The following is a 16,023-nucleotide window of genomic DNA, read 5'->3' on the forward strand; positions in this document are numbered from 1 at the left end:
CGTTAGGCACCCATGGCTGACAACCTGTGTCAGCGATGAGAGCGGATCGGCTCCTGGCCCTCCTGCTGCGCCTCCAGTCACGGGGGAGGACGACCGCCCGTGAGCTGGCCGCCGAGCTCGAGGTGTCGGTGCGTACCGTCTACCGCGACCTCGACGCGCTCGGCGCCGCCGGCGTCCCGGTCGTCACCGCAGGCGGTCCGGGCGGCGGCTGCTGGCTCCTCGACGGCTACCGCAGCCCGCTGCTCGGGCTCAGCGCCGACGAGGCCACCGCGCTGCTGGTCGTCGCGACGGCCGGGCCGTTGGAGCGGATCTCGCTCGGCGACGTCCTGCCCGACGCGCGACGCAAGCTGCTGGCCGCGTTGCCGGAGGGGCGGCGGCGGGACATCGCGGCCGCTGCCGGACGGTTCCATCTCGACGCCGCCGCCTGGTTCCGGTCTGCCGAGCCCGTGCCGCACCTGGCGATCCTGGTCGATGCAGTGCTGCGGGGCCGCCGACTGCGGATCGCGCACCGCGGCACCGCCGACGCCGTCGTCGACCCGCTCGGCCTCGTGGTGAAAGCCGGGGTGTGGTACCTGGTGGTGCGCGGCGACCGGGGCGTCGTGGCACACCGGGCCGGGCGGATCTCGGCGGCACGGCTGCTCGACGAGGGCTTCGAGCGGCCCGCCGGGTTCGACCTCGCAGCGTTCTGGGCCCGGTGGACCGCCGAGTTCGAGGGAGGTTTCGGCCAGGTTCCGGTCACCGTCCGGCTCAGCCCCGAGGGAACACGCGCCGCGGTCGAGATTCTTGGAGAACCGGTGGCCGGCGGACCAGTCGACGCCGACGGGTGGCGAACCGTGGTGCTGCGGTTCGACTCGCTGCCGACCGCCCGCAGCCGGCTGCTCGGCTTCGGGCCGCACGCGGAAGTGCTCGAACCGGTGCGGCTGCGATGCGATCTCGCCACGACAGCCCGCGCCATCGCAGACCGTTACCGCCCGGCGGATACGCCGCCGAACCCGGAGAAATCCTAGCCACGCGCCCCAGACCGGCGCCGAGGCGAGCGGCAAGGGAGCCGTGCGGCCGGGTCAGTGTGTCGATTCGGGCGCGGACCGGCCGGTGGCCGCGATCCGTCGCTGCCGAGCGTGCGTGGTGCCTCCGTACATTCCCCGAACCGTTGACCGCCTCGCCGGGCACACCTATCGTGGCAATACTAACTCTTGTAGTTGGTAGTGTTTGCTCGCGCAGTCGGGACACCAAGATACGACGGGCGTGTTCACGCTGGTCGCCGAGCGGACCGGGCCGGGGTAGCAGTATCTATCAACGGAGGTAGTAGTGAGTGGAGACGGCGGCGACATGGGCCCGGACAGCGCGCGCGGGCGGGAACTCGACGACGTGAAGGTCCTCCGGGTCGGGACGAGTCTCGCCGGTGACTACCTCTCCTCGCTGCTCGCTGACCACGGCGCGATGGTGGAGGCCGTCACCGTGGAGGCCGTCTCCGGATCCGGCTTCGTCGAGCGGCTCTCCAGCGCCGACGTTCTGCTCGATGACACCAGGCCCGGCGCCGTCGCGTCGGCCGGCTGGCCGACCGGGCGCATACACGCTACGAGGCCCTCGATTGTGGTGTGCAGCATCGTGCCGTCGCTGACGGCGGACCACCCCGACTGGTCCGCGGAGGACGACGACATCGACGCGAAGATCGCCGCGGAGGTCGGCATCAACCGCCTCGGCGGCACGCCGCCACGCATCGACCCGCTCCCGGTCGCGAGCTACTACGGCTCCCTGATCGGCGCGGTCTACGTCGTCGCCGCGCTGCTGCGTGAGGGCGAGGCCCGCGACTCCGTCGCGATCACCGTGCCCCTCGACGTGGCGGCGGCCACCGTGCTGAGCAGGAGACTCGTCGACTTCGACGCACCGCCGATGCCGGACGGCGCGACCCAGCCGCACCTGCCGATGATGGAGATCTACCGCTGCCGCGACGGCCGTTTCGTGCAACTGCACGGGCTGTACCCGAACTTCGTGCGCGCGCTGATGACCGCCGCGGGACATCCGGAGTGGACCGATGATGCCGTCCGGGGCCTGGATGTCCTGCCGGACCGCGAGACCGAACAGCTGTGGCGCGGCAGGTTCGCCGAGTTCTTCCTGCGGCGTGATTCCTGGACGTGGGAGCGCGACATCAACGCCGCAGGCGGAGCCTGCACCGTCGTCAGAACCAGGGAGGAGTTGCTCGCGGAGCCGCACCTGGCGGCAAGTGGCATTCTCGCGATGCCGGGCCCGGACGCCGGCCGGCTGTCCTCGCTCGGGCCGGGTGTGACCGTGATTCCGACCGCGGGTGCCAGACGGGCCGCGCCGCTCGACGGTCCGCTCCCGCTCGACGGCGTTCGCGTCGTGGACCTCTGCATCGTGCTCGCCGGCCCGACCTGCGGCCGCATCCTCGGCGAACTGGGGGCCGAGGTCGTCAAGGTGGACAGCCCCAACCGGGAGATCACGCCCTTCCAATGGTTCGACGTGAACCGAACCAAGGAGAGCATCATCGTCGACCTGCGTACGGACGGGGGAGCCGAGGTCGTCGCCGAGCTCATCGACCGGGCCGACGTCGTGCTGCAGAACTTCCGCAGCGGCAAGCTCAGGAACTTCGGCCTTGACGCGCGAGCGCTGGTTGAGCGCCACCCGGGTCTCGTGGTCACCGAACTCAACGCCTACGACTACGACGGGCCGTGGGAGGAGCGCGCGGGGTGGGAGCACAACGCGCAGGCCGCGTCGGGGATGCAGCACGACAGGGCGCGGGCCACGCCCGTCCAGGTGCCGTATCCGGTGAACGACTACGCTGCCGGCTATCTCGGCGCCTTCGGCACCCTCGTCGCGCTGCGGGGACGTCAGCGGCGCGGCAACGGGTCGATCGTGCGCGGCAGCCTGTTGCGCACCGCCGCACGCCTGCAGGCAGGATCGCGCCTTCCTGTCGAGGCGGCCACCGTGCGCGACGGCTACCCGGCGGAAGCCGACGTGAACGACACGGCCACGCAGGGCGAACTGGCCCGGCGGGGAATCCTGCATCGGTTCGCGCACCCCAAGTTCGGCCGGATGCAGCAGGTCGTGCCGCGGCCGATCTGCAGCGTGGCGCTTGACCGGTTCGGCTGGCCGGCACCCGACCGTGGCGCGGACAGCCGGCGGGTGCTCGGCCGGCTGGGCTACGACCCGGAGCGGATCAGCGTCCTCGTCGACTCCGGCGCGGTGGGCGAAGGGCTGGGCGTCTTCGAGCGCTGGGCGGTCGTCACGGCCGAGGCTCTCGGTCACGATGCGGTATAACTCGCCGATCCCTGGGTCACCACGGTTGCCGCCAGCTGTGGTGGTGGTCGCGCCACCGTTGCGACCAGCCGCCGGCGTCAACGCCGACGGTGCCGGGTGACTCAAGCAGTCACCGCCGCGAGCACCGCGCCGACCACGAGAAGCGCGATGACCGCCCGTCGAGTCCAGGTCTGGTCCATCCGCCGGCTGACCCGATCGCCGGCGACCCAGCCGAGGATCATCGCCGGGACCGCGACTGCACCGATGCTCAGCGTCGAGCTGGTCACCTGCACGGAGGTGAGCACCAACGTGTTGCCGACGAAGCCGTGCACGACGAACACCATCGCCAGGGTGGCCCGGCTTGTCCGCGGTGGGTGCGCCTGCGCAGCCAGTGCAACCGCCAGCGGCGGTCCGTTCAGGCCGGTGCTGGTGAGCAGGACGCCGCTGAGCAGGCCGGCGGAGATCACGGTGGAGTCGGTGGCGGGCAGTCGGATCCGTACCGTCATCATCACAGCGGAGACCAGCAGTACACCGCAGATGAGCACGGTCAGGCCGCGGTCGGAGAGCGTCCGCAAGAGCAACAAGCCGACCGGGGCGGCCACCACACCGCCGCCCCCCATGAGCAGCACCGGCCGCCGCAGCACGTGCCGGCGCTCTGCGATGGCCACCCCGGTCGACAGCAGTACCGCGACCATCAGGCCCGCCATCACCGCCGGCCGGGGACCGGCAATGATCGTCAGGAACGGAACGGCCAGGAGCGCCGAGCCGAAGCCGGTGATCGCCTGCGCCGCCGAAGCCGCCGCGATCACCGCTGCGGCCAGAACGATGGTCACTCGTCCGTCGCCTTACTCGATGGTGTGGCGGGCGGGCGCATCGGCGGAGGGCCGGTGCCTGCCTGCCGGCTCGGCCACCCAGTGTCCGGGCGACACTTCATGCATCGTCACCCGTTCGGGGCTGCTGCCACGCGGCCGGACCGGGCTGACCAGCTCATCGTTGCTGCGGTCTCGCGTCCGGCGGCGGTCAGGGTCGGCCACCGGCACCGCCTCCAGCAGTCGCCGTGTGTACGGATGCCGCGGGTCGGTGAAGATGTCCTGCCGGGACCCGAACTCTACGATCTGGCCCAGCCGCATCACCGCCACCTGGTGCGCCACCCGCTCGACCACCGCCAGGTCATGACTCACGAAGAGGTAGGCGATGCCGAGCTTCTCCTGCAGTTCCATGAAGAGGTTGAGCACGCGGGCCCGCACCGACACGTCCAGCGCCGAGGTCGCCTCGTCCGCCACGACCAGCGACGGTTCGGACGCCAGCGCCCGGGCGATGCACACCCGCTGCCGCTGGCCGCCGGAGAACTGGTGCGGGTACTTCGCCATGTCCGACGGGTCCAGACCGACCAGCCGGAACAGCTCGGCGACCCGATCCTCGTGCGTCGCACCGCCCGGTGTTCCGTGCACCCGCAACGGTTCGGCCACCGAGTTGCCCACCGCCGCGCGCGGGTTGAGGCTGGCGAACGGGTCCTGGAAGACCATCTGGATCTTCCGCCGGTGCGGGCGCAGCGCCCGCGAACGCAGGTGGGTGATATCCACGCCGTCCAGGACGATCGAACCGGAGTCCGGCTTGTCCAGCCGCATCGCCAGGTTCGCCAGCGTCGACTTGCCGCACCCGCTCTCGCCGACCAACGCCACCGTCCGGCCTGACGGCACCGACAGCGACACATGCTCGACCGCGTGCACCGCGCTTCCGCCGTGTAGCGGGAAGCGCTTGACGACGTCGGTCAGTTCCAGAATCGGCTTCATCGCTCCTCCTCGCTGCCGAGCGGGAACGGCAGCGGGTGATCGATGCCGGCCATCGCGCCGAGCCGCGGCACCGCGTCGAGCAACGCCCGGGTGTAGGGCTCGCGCGGATTGCGGAAGACCTCGCTCACCGTTCCCCGCTCGACCAGCCGGGACTGTTGCATCACCACCACCCGGTCGGCCATCTCGGCCACCACGCCCATGTCGTGGGTGATCAGCACCACCGAGGTCCCGGTCTCGTCCTTCAGGTCGGCGAGCAGGCCGAGGATCTGCGACTGGATCGTCACGTCCAGCGCGGTTGTCGGCTCGTCGGCGATCAGGATCCGCGGCCGGCACACCATGGCCATGGCGATCATCACCCGCTGTCGCATCCCGCCGGACAGCTCATGCGGGTACTGTCTGCTGCGGCGTGCCGGATCCGGGATCCGCACCTGCTCCATGGCCTCGACAGCGGCCGTCCGGGCCACCCGCCGGGACGCCCCTCGGTGCAGCCGGAGTGCCTCGGCGATCTGCTCGCCCACGGTGAGCACCGGGTTCAGCGCGGTCATCGGCTCCTGGAAGATCATCGAGATCTCGTTGCCGCGCAGGCGGCGCAGCGACCTCTCGCCGAGGCCGAGCAGCTCGACCCGGCTGCCGGCCGCGTCCACGTATACGGCCCGGCCGGTCACCGTTGCCGAGTCGTCCAGCAGGCCCATGACGGCCAGCGAGGTCACCGACTTACCGGATCCCGACTCACCCACCACCGCCAGCGTCTCCCCGGGGTACAGGTCGAAGGACAGGTCCCTTACGGCGGGCGTACCACCGCCGAACGTCACGCCGAGTGACTCCACGGTCAGGATCGGCGCCGTCATCGCTTGCGCCGTTTCGGGTTCAGCGCGTCGTTGAGGCCGTCACCGATCAGGCTGATGCTCAGCACGGCCAGGAAGATGGCGGCTCCGGGCAGGGTGACCGTCCACCAGGCGATCGCCAGCTTGTCCCGGTTGTCGCCGAGCATCGTGCCCCAGCTGACGGTGCCCGGGGCGCCCAGCCCCAGGAAGCTCAGCCCCGACTCGAACAGCATCGCCGAGCCGACGACCAGAGTGGAGATCACGATGATCGGCGGCAGTGCGTTCGGCAGTACCAGCCGAACCATGATCCGCAGGTTCCGGGTGCCGATTGCCCGAGCCGCCCGCACGTAGTCCAGCGTGCGGATACGCATGAACTCGGCACGGGTGATCCGCGCCGTTCCGGGCCAGGCGACGATGCCGATGGCGAACGACAGCATGCCGACACTCGGCTGGAACAGCGTCACCAGCACCATCGCGAACAGCAGGATCGGCAGTACCTGGAAGAACTCGGTGAACCGCATCAGCGCCGAGTCGATCCAGCCGCCGAGGTATCCGGCCAGGCCGCCGATCACCACGCCGATGAGCGTGGAGAGGGCCGCTGCGGCCACGCCGACCAGCAGGGTCACGCGCCCGCCGTTCAGCAGGCCGGCCAGCATGTCCCGGCCCACCTCGTCGGTCCCCAGCGACGGGGCGCCCGGTGCTCCTGGCGGTTGCAGCGGCCGGCCGACGATCTCGACCGGGTCGACGGGGTAGAGCATCGGCCCGAACACCGTCGCCAGCAGACAGATCGCCAGCAGCAGTATTCCCGCCAGCCCGACCGGGCTGCGCAGGAGCGCCGCGAGCACCGAACCCTGCCGAGCGGGGGAGCCGGCGCGTCGGGCGGTCGGGCGCGGGAGCATCGTGTCGGTCATCGAGCCACTCCGGTCCGGATTCGGGGATCGATCAGCCGGTAGGTGAGATCGGTGAGCAGGTTCGCCACGATCACGACCACCGACGAGACGACGAGGATGCCCAGCAGCACCGGGGTGTCGCGGCGCAGGATGGAGTCCAGCGCCAGCCGGCCCAGGCCGGGCCAGTTGAAGACGATCTCCACCAGTACCGCGCCGGACAGGAGCGCCCCGGTCTGCAGGCCGGCGACGGTCACCACCGGAATCAGCGCGTTGCGGAAGGCGTGCTTGAACGTCACGATGCCGGGCCCTACGCCCTTCGCGCGAGCGGTCCGGATGTAGTCCGAGCCCAGCACGTCGACCATGCTCGCCTTGGCCGTCCGGCTGTACAGCGCCAGGTAGACCAGGCCCAGGGAGACCGTCGGCAGGACCAGGTGCTGGCCGATGTCCACCATCCGGGCGAAGAAGCCGGTCTGCGGAATCGGGCTCTCCATGCCGGCGGTGGGGAAGATGCCCAGCCGCAACCCGAAGAGCAGCACCAGCAGGCTGCCCAGCCAGAAGGCCGGCATCGCGAAGCCGACGACCGACAGCACCGTGATGCCACTGCCGTAGGCGCCGTTCGGCCTGCGTGCCGCGCTCACCCCCAGCACGGTGCCGAGCACCAGCGCGAACAGCATCGCCGACACCGACAGCAGCAACGTCGGGCCGAGGCGCTGCCCGATCAACGAGGTCACCGAGGCGTCGAAATAGTACGAGTGGCCGAGGTCGCCGCGGAACACCTGGCCGAGATAACTGAGCAGCTGCGTCAGGAACGGCCGGTCCAAGCCGTACGCGTGCCGGATCGCCGCCAGCGTCTCCGGGGAGGTCCCGCCGGACTCCCCGGCCAGTACCACCGCCGGATCTCCCGGGGCGAGATGGATGAGCAGGAAGTTCAGCAGGACGACGGCGACGATCAGCGCGACCGCGTTGGCCAGCCGCCGGAGCCCGGCGAGCAACATGTCTGTCCTTCGAGGTTGGGCCGGGCCGGCGGGCGACGGCCGCCGGCCCGGGCTGGATCAGCCGGCCTGCGTCCCGGTCGCCTCCAGGAGCGGGGCCATCGCGCCCCAGATCCCGTCCGGCATGCCGGTGTACGCCTTGCTGTAGATGTTCACGATCGGCTGCGTCTCGATGTACACCACCGGCAGGTCGGTGGTGATCTGTCGCTGGACGTCGCGGTACAGCTGCTTGCGCTTCTCGACGTCCATCTCCTGCGCGGCCGAGGCGAACAGTTGGTCCACTGCGGGGTTGCAGTACTGCGCCATGTTCACCCAGACCACTCCGGGCTTGATGTTGTCGCACACGTAGGTCCGGCTCACCCCGATGGTCGGGTCCCCCCAGTTGTAGACGGTGTCGACGGTCAGGTCGAAGTCGTACTTGGAGACCCGCTCGGACCAGGTGGCGAAGTCGGGGGCGTTGCGCACCTCGACCTTGATGCCGACCTTGCCGAGCTGCGAGGCGATCGCCTCGGCCACGTTCTTGCCGGTCACGTCGTTGCCGGGGTTGTAGTCGATCCGCAACGAGAACCGGGTGCCACCGGCCTTGGCCGGGAAGCCGGCCTCGTCCAGCAGCGCGGCGGCCTTGGCCGTGTCGTGGTTGTAGCTCACCAGGTCCTTGCTGAAGAACGGGCTGCCCGGGTGGATCGGCCCCGGTGCCACCTCCGGAATGCCGGAGTGCAACTGGTTGACGATGAAGTCGACGTCCACCGCGTGCGCGACAGCCTGCCGGACCTTGAGATCCTTCAGGTACTGGTTCTTGGTGTTCAGCTCCAGCCAGTTCAGCGCTCCGGCTGCCTCGTAGCCCGACGTGGCCACGGTCAGCTTCGAGTTCTTCGCCAGCCGGGCGGCGTCCACCGGGTCGTAGGAGATCTCCATCCCGATCTCGCCGGCCTCCAACGCTGTCGTGGTCGCGGCGGAGTTCGGGTAGAACTTCACGATCAGCTGCTTGAGCTTCGCGCGATCCTGAAGGAAGAAGGAGTCGTTGCGCTCCAGCACGATCCGGTTGCCGGCGGTGAACTCCTTGAGCTTGAAGGGCCCGGAACCGACGACGTCCTTGACATTTCGGGGGTGCTTGGCCAGGTCCTGCCCGTCGCCGTAGACGTGCTTGGGAATGATCGGCAGCAGCGCCGGCGACATCGACAGCAGCAGCGCGGGCGTCGGCTTGGACAGCTTGATGACGGCCGTTTCCTTGTCCGGTGTCTCGACCGAGCTCACCGAGCCGAACATCGCCGTGCCGAACGAGTGGTACTTCTTCACCGTCTCCAGCGAGAACGCCACGTCCGCCGAGGTGATCGGCGTGCCGTCGTGGAAGGTCGCGCCGCTCACCAGATGCAGGGTCAGCGACAGCTGATCAGCGGAGAACTCCCAGCTCTTGGCCAGATACGGCAGCGGCGTGAAGTCCTTGCCATACCGGATCGGACTGGCGAACAGCTGCGCCCCCGGCAGCGCGGTGACCATCCCGGACTGCACCGCCGGGTTGAGGGTGCGCGGCTCAAGCGGCCCGCCGATGATCAGGGTGTCGCCGGCCCCGCCGGCCTGACCCTGCGGCGATGCCGTCCCACCGCAGGCGCTGGCGAACAGGGCCACAGTGCAGAGTAATGCTGCCAATCTACGTTTCATCAGTTCGTGTCGTCCTTTCCGGACCGGCGTGAGCGGCGGGGGGTGCGGAAATGGTGGTACGGGCGGTCGGCGCGGGTCAGGAGCGCTGGTAGGCGACCTGGCCGCCGACGATGGTGGTGTCGACGCCGATGTCCCGTACCGACATCGGGTCGCCAGCGGTCGGATCGGCGGCCAACACGGCGATGTCAGCGAGGTAGCCGGGGCGCAACCGGCCGAGCCGGTCCTCGTCGAAACTGAAGTACGCCGCGTCAGAGGTGTAGCCACGCAGCGCCCGCCCGGCCGGGACCGCCTGGTCGGCGCCCAGCACGGCGCCGCCGGAGGTGCGCCGGCTCGCGGCACACCAGATCCCTTCCAGCGGTGGCGGCGGGGTGACCGGGGCGTCGGAGTGCAGGGCGAACCTGATGCCACGTGCGTCCGCGCCCGCCAGCGGGCTGATCCGCGCGGCCCGTTCCGGCCCCAGGAACAGGTCGCGGTGCCGATCGCCCCAGTAGTGCACGTGCTTGACGAAGAACGAGACGAGGATCCGGTGGCGGGCGATCCGGTCCAGCTGGTCGTCCCGGACCGTCTGGCAGTGCTCGATGCGGTGCCGCAGCGGGTTGTCGACTCCGGCCGGCCCTTCGAACGCGTCCAGGATCGCGTCGATGGCGCCGTCCCCGTTGCCGTGCACCGCCACCTGCCAGCCCAGCTCGCTCAACGCACCCACGGTTTCGGTCAGCTGCTCCGGCGGCAGCAGCAGCATCCCGTCCTCCGCACAGCCCGGGTGATAGCCGCCGGTGAGCCGCGCGGTACGCCCCTGGATGCTGCCGTCGGCGACGATCTTGACGCCGGCGACCCGTAGCAGATCGGGATCCGGGCCGGCGAAGTCGTTCGGCGTCAGCCGATCCGGGATCAGCCGGCTCCACCGCGGGTGGAACAGGTAGCCGCGGATCCGGGTCCGCAGCCGCCCGGTGTCCTGTGCAAGACGGTAGTGGTCGAGCTCGGCGGTGCCGCCGAGCCCGCCGATAGCGGCGTCGTGCACGCAGGTGATGCCGGCTGCCAGGAACGCCTCCCCGGCCAGCCGTAGCCGGCGTTGCACGGACTCGGCGTCCGGCGGTGGCACGCAACCGTTGACCGCGAAGGCAGCTGCCTCGTAGAGCACGCCGTTCGGGCGGCCGTGCTCGTCCCGGCCGATCAGCCCACCGGGTGGGTCGGCGCTCGCGTCGGCGAACCCGACCGCGCGCAAGGCGACGCTGTTGACCACGCAGATGTGCCCGGACACGTGATGCAGGACAACCGGATGGTCCGCGCTCACCGGATCGAGATCGGCCAGGGTCGGATGCCGGCCCTCGGCCAGCAGCGTGTCGTCGTAGCCGTGGGCCACGACCCACTCGCCGGCCGGGACGCACCGTATGCCCTCACGGACCCGCTCGACCAGGTCGCCGACGCTCTCACCGGGACGGGTCGTGGCATCCACCGAAGCATCCAGCCTGACGCCGTAGAAATACGGGTGGGTGTGCGTCTCGATGAAGCCGGGCAGCGCGGTGCGGCCGCCGAGGTCGATCAGCCGGGCGTCCGGTGCGGCCAGCGCCAGCATCGCGGCGTCGTCGCCGACGTCCAGGATCGTGTTCCCGGCAACCGCGACCGCCGCGGCCCGCGGCCGGCCCGGATCTTGGGTCAGCACCGTGCCGCCGAACAGCACGAGATCGGCGGCCGCGCGGGTGGCGGGCGCGGTTCGCGAGCTGCTGGACGATCCCTCAGGGGCGTTGTTCGTCGACACGGTGACATGACTCCCGGAGCGGCGCTGATGACGGCTACTGCGACCGCCGCGGGGATGGCTGCGGCGGTTCTCGTGCCCTGTGAAGGCCATGGTGATGATAGTCATTCACCGATATGTGATGGACTATCACTGGAGACGATATAGTATCAGCGTCATGTCACGGAAGCCCCTCAGCCGCGATCGTGTGATCTCGTGCGCGGCGGTCCTGGTCGATCGCGACGGGCTGGACGCACTGAGCCTCACCGCTGTCGCCCACGAAATGAGCGTCGGACAGTCTGCGCTGTACAACCACGTCAACGGGGTCGACGACGTGCGCCGGGAGTTGGCCCTGCTGGCTCGACGAATGCTGGCCGACGCTCTGCGCGACGCGGCACTCGGCAGGTCCTGCGACGACGCGGTGATGGCCATGGCGCAAGCCTGGCGGGCCTTCGTCGCCGAGCATCGGGGTCTGTATGCCGCGACCGACCGCGTGCCGATGAGCGGCGATGCCCAGCTCACTGCTGCCGTCGAGGGGATCGTCTCGATCGTGCGAGCGGTTGTCGCCGGTTACGGCTTGCCGGATCCGGAAGCCATGGAGGCGGCGTGGGCCTTCCGCAGCGCAGTGCACGGGTTCTGCGTCCTGGAGGCCGACCGCGGTCAACCGGCGGGACTGGATCTCGACCACGCGTTCCAGCGGCTGGTGGCGTTGCTGTGTTCAGGGATGAAACGGTCCGTGCCGGCGTGACGTCGTTCTGGCACAGCGCCGGCGGGCCGCGTGAACCACAACTCCAGCTGATCAGGGACGTGCCGAATCCAGACGGGCAACCGACCGACCGCGCGTGACGCACGGTGGGACCGCCGATTCAAGATTCTCCCAAGGTTCTTCCAATCACGACTGTGCATGGTGGGCGCATCGTTCGAACGGACTACGGGAGGCACCATGAGGTGGACGTCGGCCCGGGCAGCAGCGGTCATCACCGCGCTGCTCATCGCGATCGGCGGATTGGTCGTGCAGGCTCCGGCCGCTTCGGCGGCCGTGGCGGCGTCGTGCCCGAGGATCAGCGGCGGCGGATTCGGCCCGACCGAGGCGAAGGTGCTCAAGTCGCCCAAGGCGGCGGTGCACAACGGCCCGGCCGCCGCGTGTCCCGTCACCGACTACGTCAAGTACGGCACCACGGTCTACAAGTGGTGCAGCTGGTTCAACGAGTCGACGGGCAACTGGTGGACCTACACCAACTGGGGCTGGATCTACGAGGGCTACCTCGACGGATACCTCTCCGGCTCCTGCCCCTGAGCATCACCGGCAGGGTTCGGTGACGGTCACCGCCGCCATGTCTCGGGCCGAGCGTTCGGCCGCCTCGAGCATGGCCGTGGTGGCCACCGCCGGCACCACCCTGACCGCGTCCGAGCATCCCGGCGGCTCGATCGACTGGCACTCGTTCTCGATCGCCGCGCACCGCGGCGGATCCGGCTCCTACGGCGCGGCCAAGGCCGCGCATCGGTCCGAGCCGGTGCGAGGACGGCCGGGAATACCTGGGCGGCGGCGTCCCGGCGTGCTGAGACGAGCACGTCGATGACCTGGCCGCACCGGTCGACGGCGCGGTACACGATCGGTGGCCCGGCTCAGGCGGCCAGGAAGGCGAGGACCTTCGGCCAGCCGTCGCTGCGGGCCGCGGCGTCGGCGGCGCGGGTGCCGCCCATTGTGCCCGCGGCGAGATACGGGAAGCTGCCGACGCCGTGGCCGGCGTCCGGATAGACCAGGGCCTGGTGCGCGGCGGTCACGGGGGCGTCGTCGAGGCGTTGCATGATCCGCTGCGCCTGCGCGGCGGACCGCCACACCCGGTCCTCGCCGCCGGCGATGGCAATGACCGGACCGGCCACGTGGGTGACCGGGATGGCGGTCCGCGGCACCGGGACGCCGCCGACGGTCCAAGCGTTGCCACCGTTGGGAAAGCCCGGCCAGACGGTGTCATTGGGCGCGTACAAGATGGCGCCGCGGACGAGGTCGGGGTAGGACTCGGCCAGCAGCAGCGCCGCCTCGGAGCCGCGGGAGTAGCCGTTGACCACCACCCCGCCGGGGTCGGCTCCCGGCTGCGCGCGCAGGAGCCGCGCCGCCGTCACGAAGTACTCCAGCGGTATGTCGCGCAGGCTTGTGGGCAGACCGGGCACACCGAAGTAGCCCAACGCCAGCGCCGGGTAGCCGTGCGAGGCGAGCAGCGCCGCATCGTACTTCCGCCCGACACCGCCCTCGGAACCGCCGAGCAGCAGCACGCCGGGGCGGCGCACGGCATCCGGGGGCGGCAGGAACAGGACTCCGGCCACTCCGTCGACGCCGAGCGTCAGGGTGCGGTGGGTCACACCGGTCGTGGTCCACTGCCTGGTCAAGGTGCGCGCCGCGATCTCCCGGCCGGCCACGGTCACGGTCAACCGGACCTCGAACGTCCCGGCCGTCTCGGGGTGCCCGGGACTGAACCATGCCTCGTCCGGATCGCCGGTCGGCGGCCGCATCGACCAGAACAGGCCCATGCCGTCGGCGCCGCCGTAAGAGCCCGACACGGGCGCGGACCGATCGAGGTCAACGACGCCGTCGCCGTCCGCCGCGAAGGTCGCCTCCCCGTGCCAGCGCTGGCCCTGGGCGTCGACGGCCTGCGACGCGACGGTGACGGCCTCGCGGGCCCGCAGGCCGGACACCCGCACATGGACGGGCTGATCAGCCAGGGCGACCGCGGCGTCTACGTCGATCGTGGCGTGCGTCGAATGCCGCTTTGAGCACGCCGCGGCGCCACCACTCACGATCACGACGGCGGTCAGGCCGACGAGCCAATGACGAACGCCCACGCCATACATGATAAAGCTCAATCATCCGGGCCGGTGCGTGCGCGCGTTGGCCGCGCGGGAACGGCTGAACCACCATGAATGTAAGGACTCCGAGACGCGGACGTGAGCGTCGCATGTCCGGTAACGTCACGGCGTGAGTGCCGCTGTTTCTGCGGGCTTGTCGACGGCCGGGGCAGTTTCGTCGCGGTGTTTCGCGGCTCTCCTCCGCATGCGTGTCCGCAGCTGGCGGATCCGGCGGAACAGCGTCTCGTAGTCGGAGTCGCGCAGGATGACGGCGTCGACGGCCATCATCGCGAAGCCGAAGGTCATCAGGCCCATGCCGGCCATGATGCCGATGTGCATCCCCGCGATGCTCAGGACGACCGATTCGCGGAACCAGCGCCGCGAGGTCAGCGCCGCCGGGGCGGCGAGCAGCTGCACGATGATGGCGAAGTAGGTGAAGAACGTGGTCAGCAGCAGGCTGTTGGTCAGCGACGTGAAGGTGGAGCTGTAGGTGTACTGCCAGACGTGGCTGATGTAGTAGAGAGCGGTGCCCTCCTCCCACTGCGGTGCGGCAACCTTCCACAGCCCGGAGACGGTGTAAACGACGCACGCCTGGAAGACGATGAGCACCGCGGCCGTGTTGTGGAGCGAGGTGCGCAGGTGTGGCCGGCCGGCACGCTGCTCCAGTCGGGCCCGGACACGCTTGGACAACGGGCTGAAGTATGCGTTCACCGTTGCGCCCAGCAGCAGGATCAACACAATCTGGGTGAGCGCGTCGCCGCCCTCCCACATCGTGTAGTTACGATGGTAGATGGAGATCATGAACACCGCGTGCGCCAGCGTCAGGCTTCGTGTGCCCAGGACGGTCCAGGCGAGCGAGGTCGCCAAGCCGGCGAAGTAGACAACGTTGAACCAGGCCGAGCTGTCGCTGAGTGCGTACAGCGAGAGGATGTGCTTGTCCGCGGTCAATGCCTTGAACGCCGCGAAACTCGCGTAACTGTTCGGGCCCCAGAGGAATTCGCGGTAAGGGATGTTCGAGACGTAGTACAGTGTTGTGCTCAGCCCCAGTAGAAGGCGGCAGAGCGAGAGGCCGACGAGATACCTCGGGCGGCTGGAGAGTCCGCGGAGCGCGGCCGTCGCGACCTGCTTCAGCTTGTCCATGGCTGGGCTCCAGACCGGTAGTCGAACCAGCCGAGGTCGGCGAACACCTCGGAGTTCGGAGTCTCATTCGAGTCGCGCACGTCGAAACGCTGCACGGGTGTGTACGTGTAGTACGCGCGAAGCCGGATGACCTTGCCGTCCAAGCGCATCTCGTCCACCAGGGGGGACAGCACAGTGGCGGCGTGTGTCTTCGCCGCCTCCACCAGGTCCTGGAGGTCGCGTTGCTGGCCGGCGAAGTCGGAAAGGGCCTTCTTGCGCGCCTCGTCGACGGCCGCCTGCCGTTCGTGGAGACTGCCCAGCTCGACGGCGAGGTACAGACCCACTGCGCCCATGCGGTTGGGGGCCAGTCGCACTTCGCGGGCGGTGCCGGCCATCCTGCGGGACAACGAGATCGGCTCGGTGGTGTGCGTGCCGGTTGCGTTCTCGTACTCGACCTGGAAGAAGACCTCGCCGTTGTAGTCCACCGAGTACGGGGCGAGGAGCTGCCAGCTCTGCCGAAAGTAGGTGTCGGCCGCGGGCGCGACGGCCTTGTACGCCTCGGTCCGGGCGGGCGAGGCCGGGCCGTTGATGATGAGTGTCATGGCGACGAAGGCCAGGCCGAGCAGTGGCGGAAGGGCCGTGCTCAGCAGCTTCCATCGGGGTGCGTCGTCACGTGGATCCGTCACGGCCGCGGCTCGCCGTCCTGCGCGGCGGGCCGGGGCAGGGTGCCGCCCCCGATTGCCCAGCGGTCGGCGGGAACCGGGGTGAGAACCACCCACGTCTGGCTCCGGATGTCCTCGCCGAACACGTTCACCACCGCCTGGGTGACCTGTTCCGCCAGGTCTTCTTGAGTCCGCGCGGTGAGGCGCCGGTCGAGAATCTTGACCTCGATGAAAGGCATGGATGCTCCTC

General features: G+C 69.9%; 16 protein-coding genes. 5 read left to right on the forward strand and 11 right to left on the reverse strand.

Annotation, left to right across the window (positions count from 1 at the left end; translation table 11 throughout):
• Positions 1–35 precede the first annotated feature (35 nt).
• Positions 36–1,007: a helix-turn-helix transcriptional regulator gene (locus Dfulv_RS14455; RefSeq protein ID WP_259863467.1), complete on the forward strand. Its 972-nt coding sequence runs from the start codon at positions 36–38 to the stop codon at positions 1,005–1,007.
• 301 nt (positions 1,008–1,308) lie between these two features.
• A complete protein-coding gene (locus Dfulv_RS14460; protein ID WP_259863468.1) occupies positions 1,309–3,279 on the forward strand; it encodes a CoA transferase in 1,971 nt (656 codons plus the stop codon).
• 101 nt (positions 3,280–3,380) lie between these two features.
• Here Dfulv_RS14460 and Dfulv_RS14465 read toward each other — a convergent pair whose 3' ends face one another.
• From Dfulv_RS14465 to Dfulv_RS14495, 7 genes are all read right to left on the reverse strand, one after another.
• Positions 3,381–4,091, reverse strand: a complete 711-nt coding sequence (locus Dfulv_RS14465; RefSeq protein ID WP_259863469.1) for a sulfite exporter TauE/SafE family protein — start codon at positions 4,089–4,091, stop codon at positions 3,381–3,383.
• 12 nt (positions 4,092–4,103) lie between these two features.
• A complete protein-coding gene (locus tag Dfulv_RS14470; RefSeq protein ID WP_259863470.1) occupies positions 4,104–5,051 on the reverse strand; it encodes an ATP-binding cassette domain-containing protein in 948 nt (315 codons plus the stop codon).
• Positions 5,048–5,899, reverse strand: a complete 852-nt coding sequence (locus Dfulv_RS14475) for an ATP-binding cassette domain-containing protein (protein ID WP_259863471.1) — start codon at positions 5,897–5,899, stop codon at positions 5,048–5,050. The genes Dfulv_RS14470 and Dfulv_RS14475 overlap by 4 nt, the downstream gene beginning before the upstream one ends.
• The gene (locus Dfulv_RS14480) at positions 5,896–6,786 is read right to left on the reverse strand and encodes an ABC transporter permease (protein WP_259863473.1); all 891 of its coding nucleotides are present in this window, start codon (positions 6,784–6,786) and stop codon (positions 5,896–5,898) included. The genes Dfulv_RS14475 and Dfulv_RS14480 overlap by 4 nt, the downstream gene beginning before the upstream one ends.
• A complete protein-coding gene (locus Dfulv_RS14485) occupies positions 6,783–7,760 on the reverse strand; it encodes an ABC transporter permease (protein ID WP_259863474.1) in 978 nt (325 codons plus the stop codon). The genes Dfulv_RS14480 and Dfulv_RS14485 overlap by 4 nt, the downstream gene beginning before the upstream one ends.
• 57 nt (positions 7,761–7,817) lie before the next feature.
• Positions 7,818–9,416 carry an ABC transporter substrate-binding protein gene (locus Dfulv_RS14490; RefSeq protein WP_259863476.1) on the reverse strand — a complete coding sequence of 533 codons (1,599 nt, stop codon included), beginning with the start codon at positions 9,414–9,416 and terminating at the stop codon, positions 7,818–7,820.
• 76 nt (positions 9,417–9,492) lie between these two features.
• Positions 9,493–11,172, reverse strand: coding sequence for an amidohydrolase (locus tag Dfulv_RS14495; RefSeq protein ID WP_259863477.1), 1,680 nt, complete (start codon positions 11,170–11,172; stop codon positions 9,493–9,495).
• An 88-nt stretch (positions 11,173–11,260) separates the two neighbouring features.
• Between Dfulv_RS14495 and Dfulv_RS14500 the strand changes: the two genes are divergently transcribed.
• The 3 genes from Dfulv_RS14500 (at position 11,261) to Dfulv_RS14510 (ending at position 12,728) form a co-directional block, all read left to right on the forward strand.
• Complete coding sequence (locus Dfulv_RS14500; protein ID WP_259867681.1) at positions 11,261–11,896, forward strand: TetR/AcrR family transcriptional regulator; 636 nt, start codon at positions 11,261–11,263, stop codon at positions 11,894–11,896.
• Between the two features lie 195 nt (positions 11,897–12,091).
• Complete coding sequence (locus Dfulv_RS14505; protein ID WP_259863479.1) at positions 12,092–12,445, forward strand: hypothetical protein; 354 nt, start codon at positions 12,092–12,094, stop codon at positions 12,443–12,445.
• A 19-nt stretch (positions 12,446–12,464) separates the two neighbouring features.
• Positions 12,465–12,728 carry a hypothetical protein gene (locus Dfulv_RS14510; protein ID WP_259863480.1) on the forward strand — a complete coding sequence of 88 codons (264 nt, stop codon included), beginning with the start codon at positions 12,465–12,467 and terminating at the stop codon, positions 12,726–12,728.
• A 46-nt stretch (positions 12,729–12,774) separates the two neighbouring features.
• Here Dfulv_RS14510 and Dfulv_RS14515 read toward each other — a convergent pair whose 3' ends face one another.
• The 4 genes from Dfulv_RS14515 to Dfulv_RS14530 all read right to left on the reverse strand — a co-directional run bounded on the left by Dfulv_RS14515 (position 12,775) and on the right by Dfulv_RS14530 (position 16,012).
• Positions 12,775–13,989: an acyl-CoA thioesterase/bile acid-CoA:amino acid N-acyltransferase family protein gene (locus tag Dfulv_RS14515; protein WP_259863481.1), complete on the reverse strand. Its 1,215-nt coding sequence runs from the start codon at positions 13,987–13,989 to the stop codon at positions 12,775–12,777.
• Between the two features lie 126 nt (positions 13,990–14,115).
• Positions 14,116–15,132: a hypothetical protein gene (locus Dfulv_RS14520; protein WP_259863482.1), complete on the reverse strand. Its 1,017-nt coding sequence runs from the start codon at positions 15,130–15,132 to the stop codon at positions 14,116–14,118.
• A complete protein-coding gene (locus tag Dfulv_RS14525) occupies positions 15,120–15,797 on the reverse strand; it encodes a DUF5819 family protein (RefSeq protein WP_259863483.1) in 678 nt (225 codons plus the stop codon). The genes Dfulv_RS14520 and Dfulv_RS14525 overlap by 13 nt, the downstream gene beginning before the upstream one ends.
• The gene (locus Dfulv_RS14530) at positions 15,794–16,012 is read right to left on the reverse strand and encodes a tautomerase family protein (protein WP_259863484.1); all 219 of its coding nucleotides are present in this window, start codon (positions 16,010–16,012) and stop codon (positions 15,794–15,796) included. Before Dfulv_RS14530 ends, Dfulv_RS14525 begins: the two co-directional genes overlap by 4 nt.
• Between the last annotated feature and the right edge of the window lie 11 nt (positions 16,013–16,023).

The sequence above is a fragment of the Dactylosporangium fulvum genome (assembly GCF_025137375.1).
Taxonomy (GTDB): domain Bacteria; phylum Actinomycetota; class Actinomycetes; order Mycobacteriales; family Micromonosporaceae; genus Dactylosporangium; species Dactylosporangium fulvum.

Excerpts from the sequence above, each read along its gene's own strand:
- Dfulv_RS14485 (WP_259863474.1), bottom strand. The coding sequence starts at position 7,760 with ATGTTGCTCGCCGGGCTCCGGCGGCTGGCCAACGCGGTCGCGCTGATC.
- Dfulv_RS14520 (WP_259863482.1), bottom strand. The coding sequence starts at position 15,132 with ATGGACAAGCTGAAGCAGGTCGCGACGGCCGCGCTCCGCGGACTCTCC.
- Dfulv_RS14455 (WP_259863467.1), top strand. The coding sequence starts at position 36 with ATGAGAGCGGATCGGCTCCTGGCCCTCCTGCTGCGCCTCCAGTCACGG.
- Dfulv_RS14470 (WP_259863470.1), bottom strand. The coding sequence starts at position 5,051 with ATGAAGCCGATTCTGGAACTGACCGACGTCGTCAAGCGCTTCCCGCTA.
- Dfulv_RS14480 (WP_259863473.1), bottom strand. The coding sequence starts at position 6,786 with ATGACCGACACGATGCTCCCGCGCCCGACCGCCCGACGCGCCGGCTCC.
- Dfulv_RS14500 (WP_259867681.1), top strand. The coding sequence starts at position 11,261 with ATGGTGATGATAGTCATTCACCGATATGTGATGGACTATCACTGGAGA.
- Dfulv_RS14530 (WP_259863484.1), bottom strand. The coding sequence starts at position 16,012 with ATGCCTTTCATCGAGGTCAAGATTCTCGACCGGCGCCTCACCGCGCGG.
- Dfulv_RS14505 (WP_259863479.1), top strand. The coding sequence starts at position 12,092 with ATGAGGTGGACGTCGGCCCGGGCAGCAGCGGTCATCACCGCGCTGCTC.
- Dfulv_RS14490 (WP_259863476.1), bottom strand. The coding sequence starts at position 9,416 with ATGAAACGTAGATTGGCAGCATTACTCTGCACTGTGGCCCTGTTCGCC.
- Dfulv_RS14475 (WP_259863471.1), bottom strand. The coding sequence starts at position 5,899 with ATGACGGCGCCGATCCTGACCGTGGAGTCACTCGGCGTGACGTTCGGC.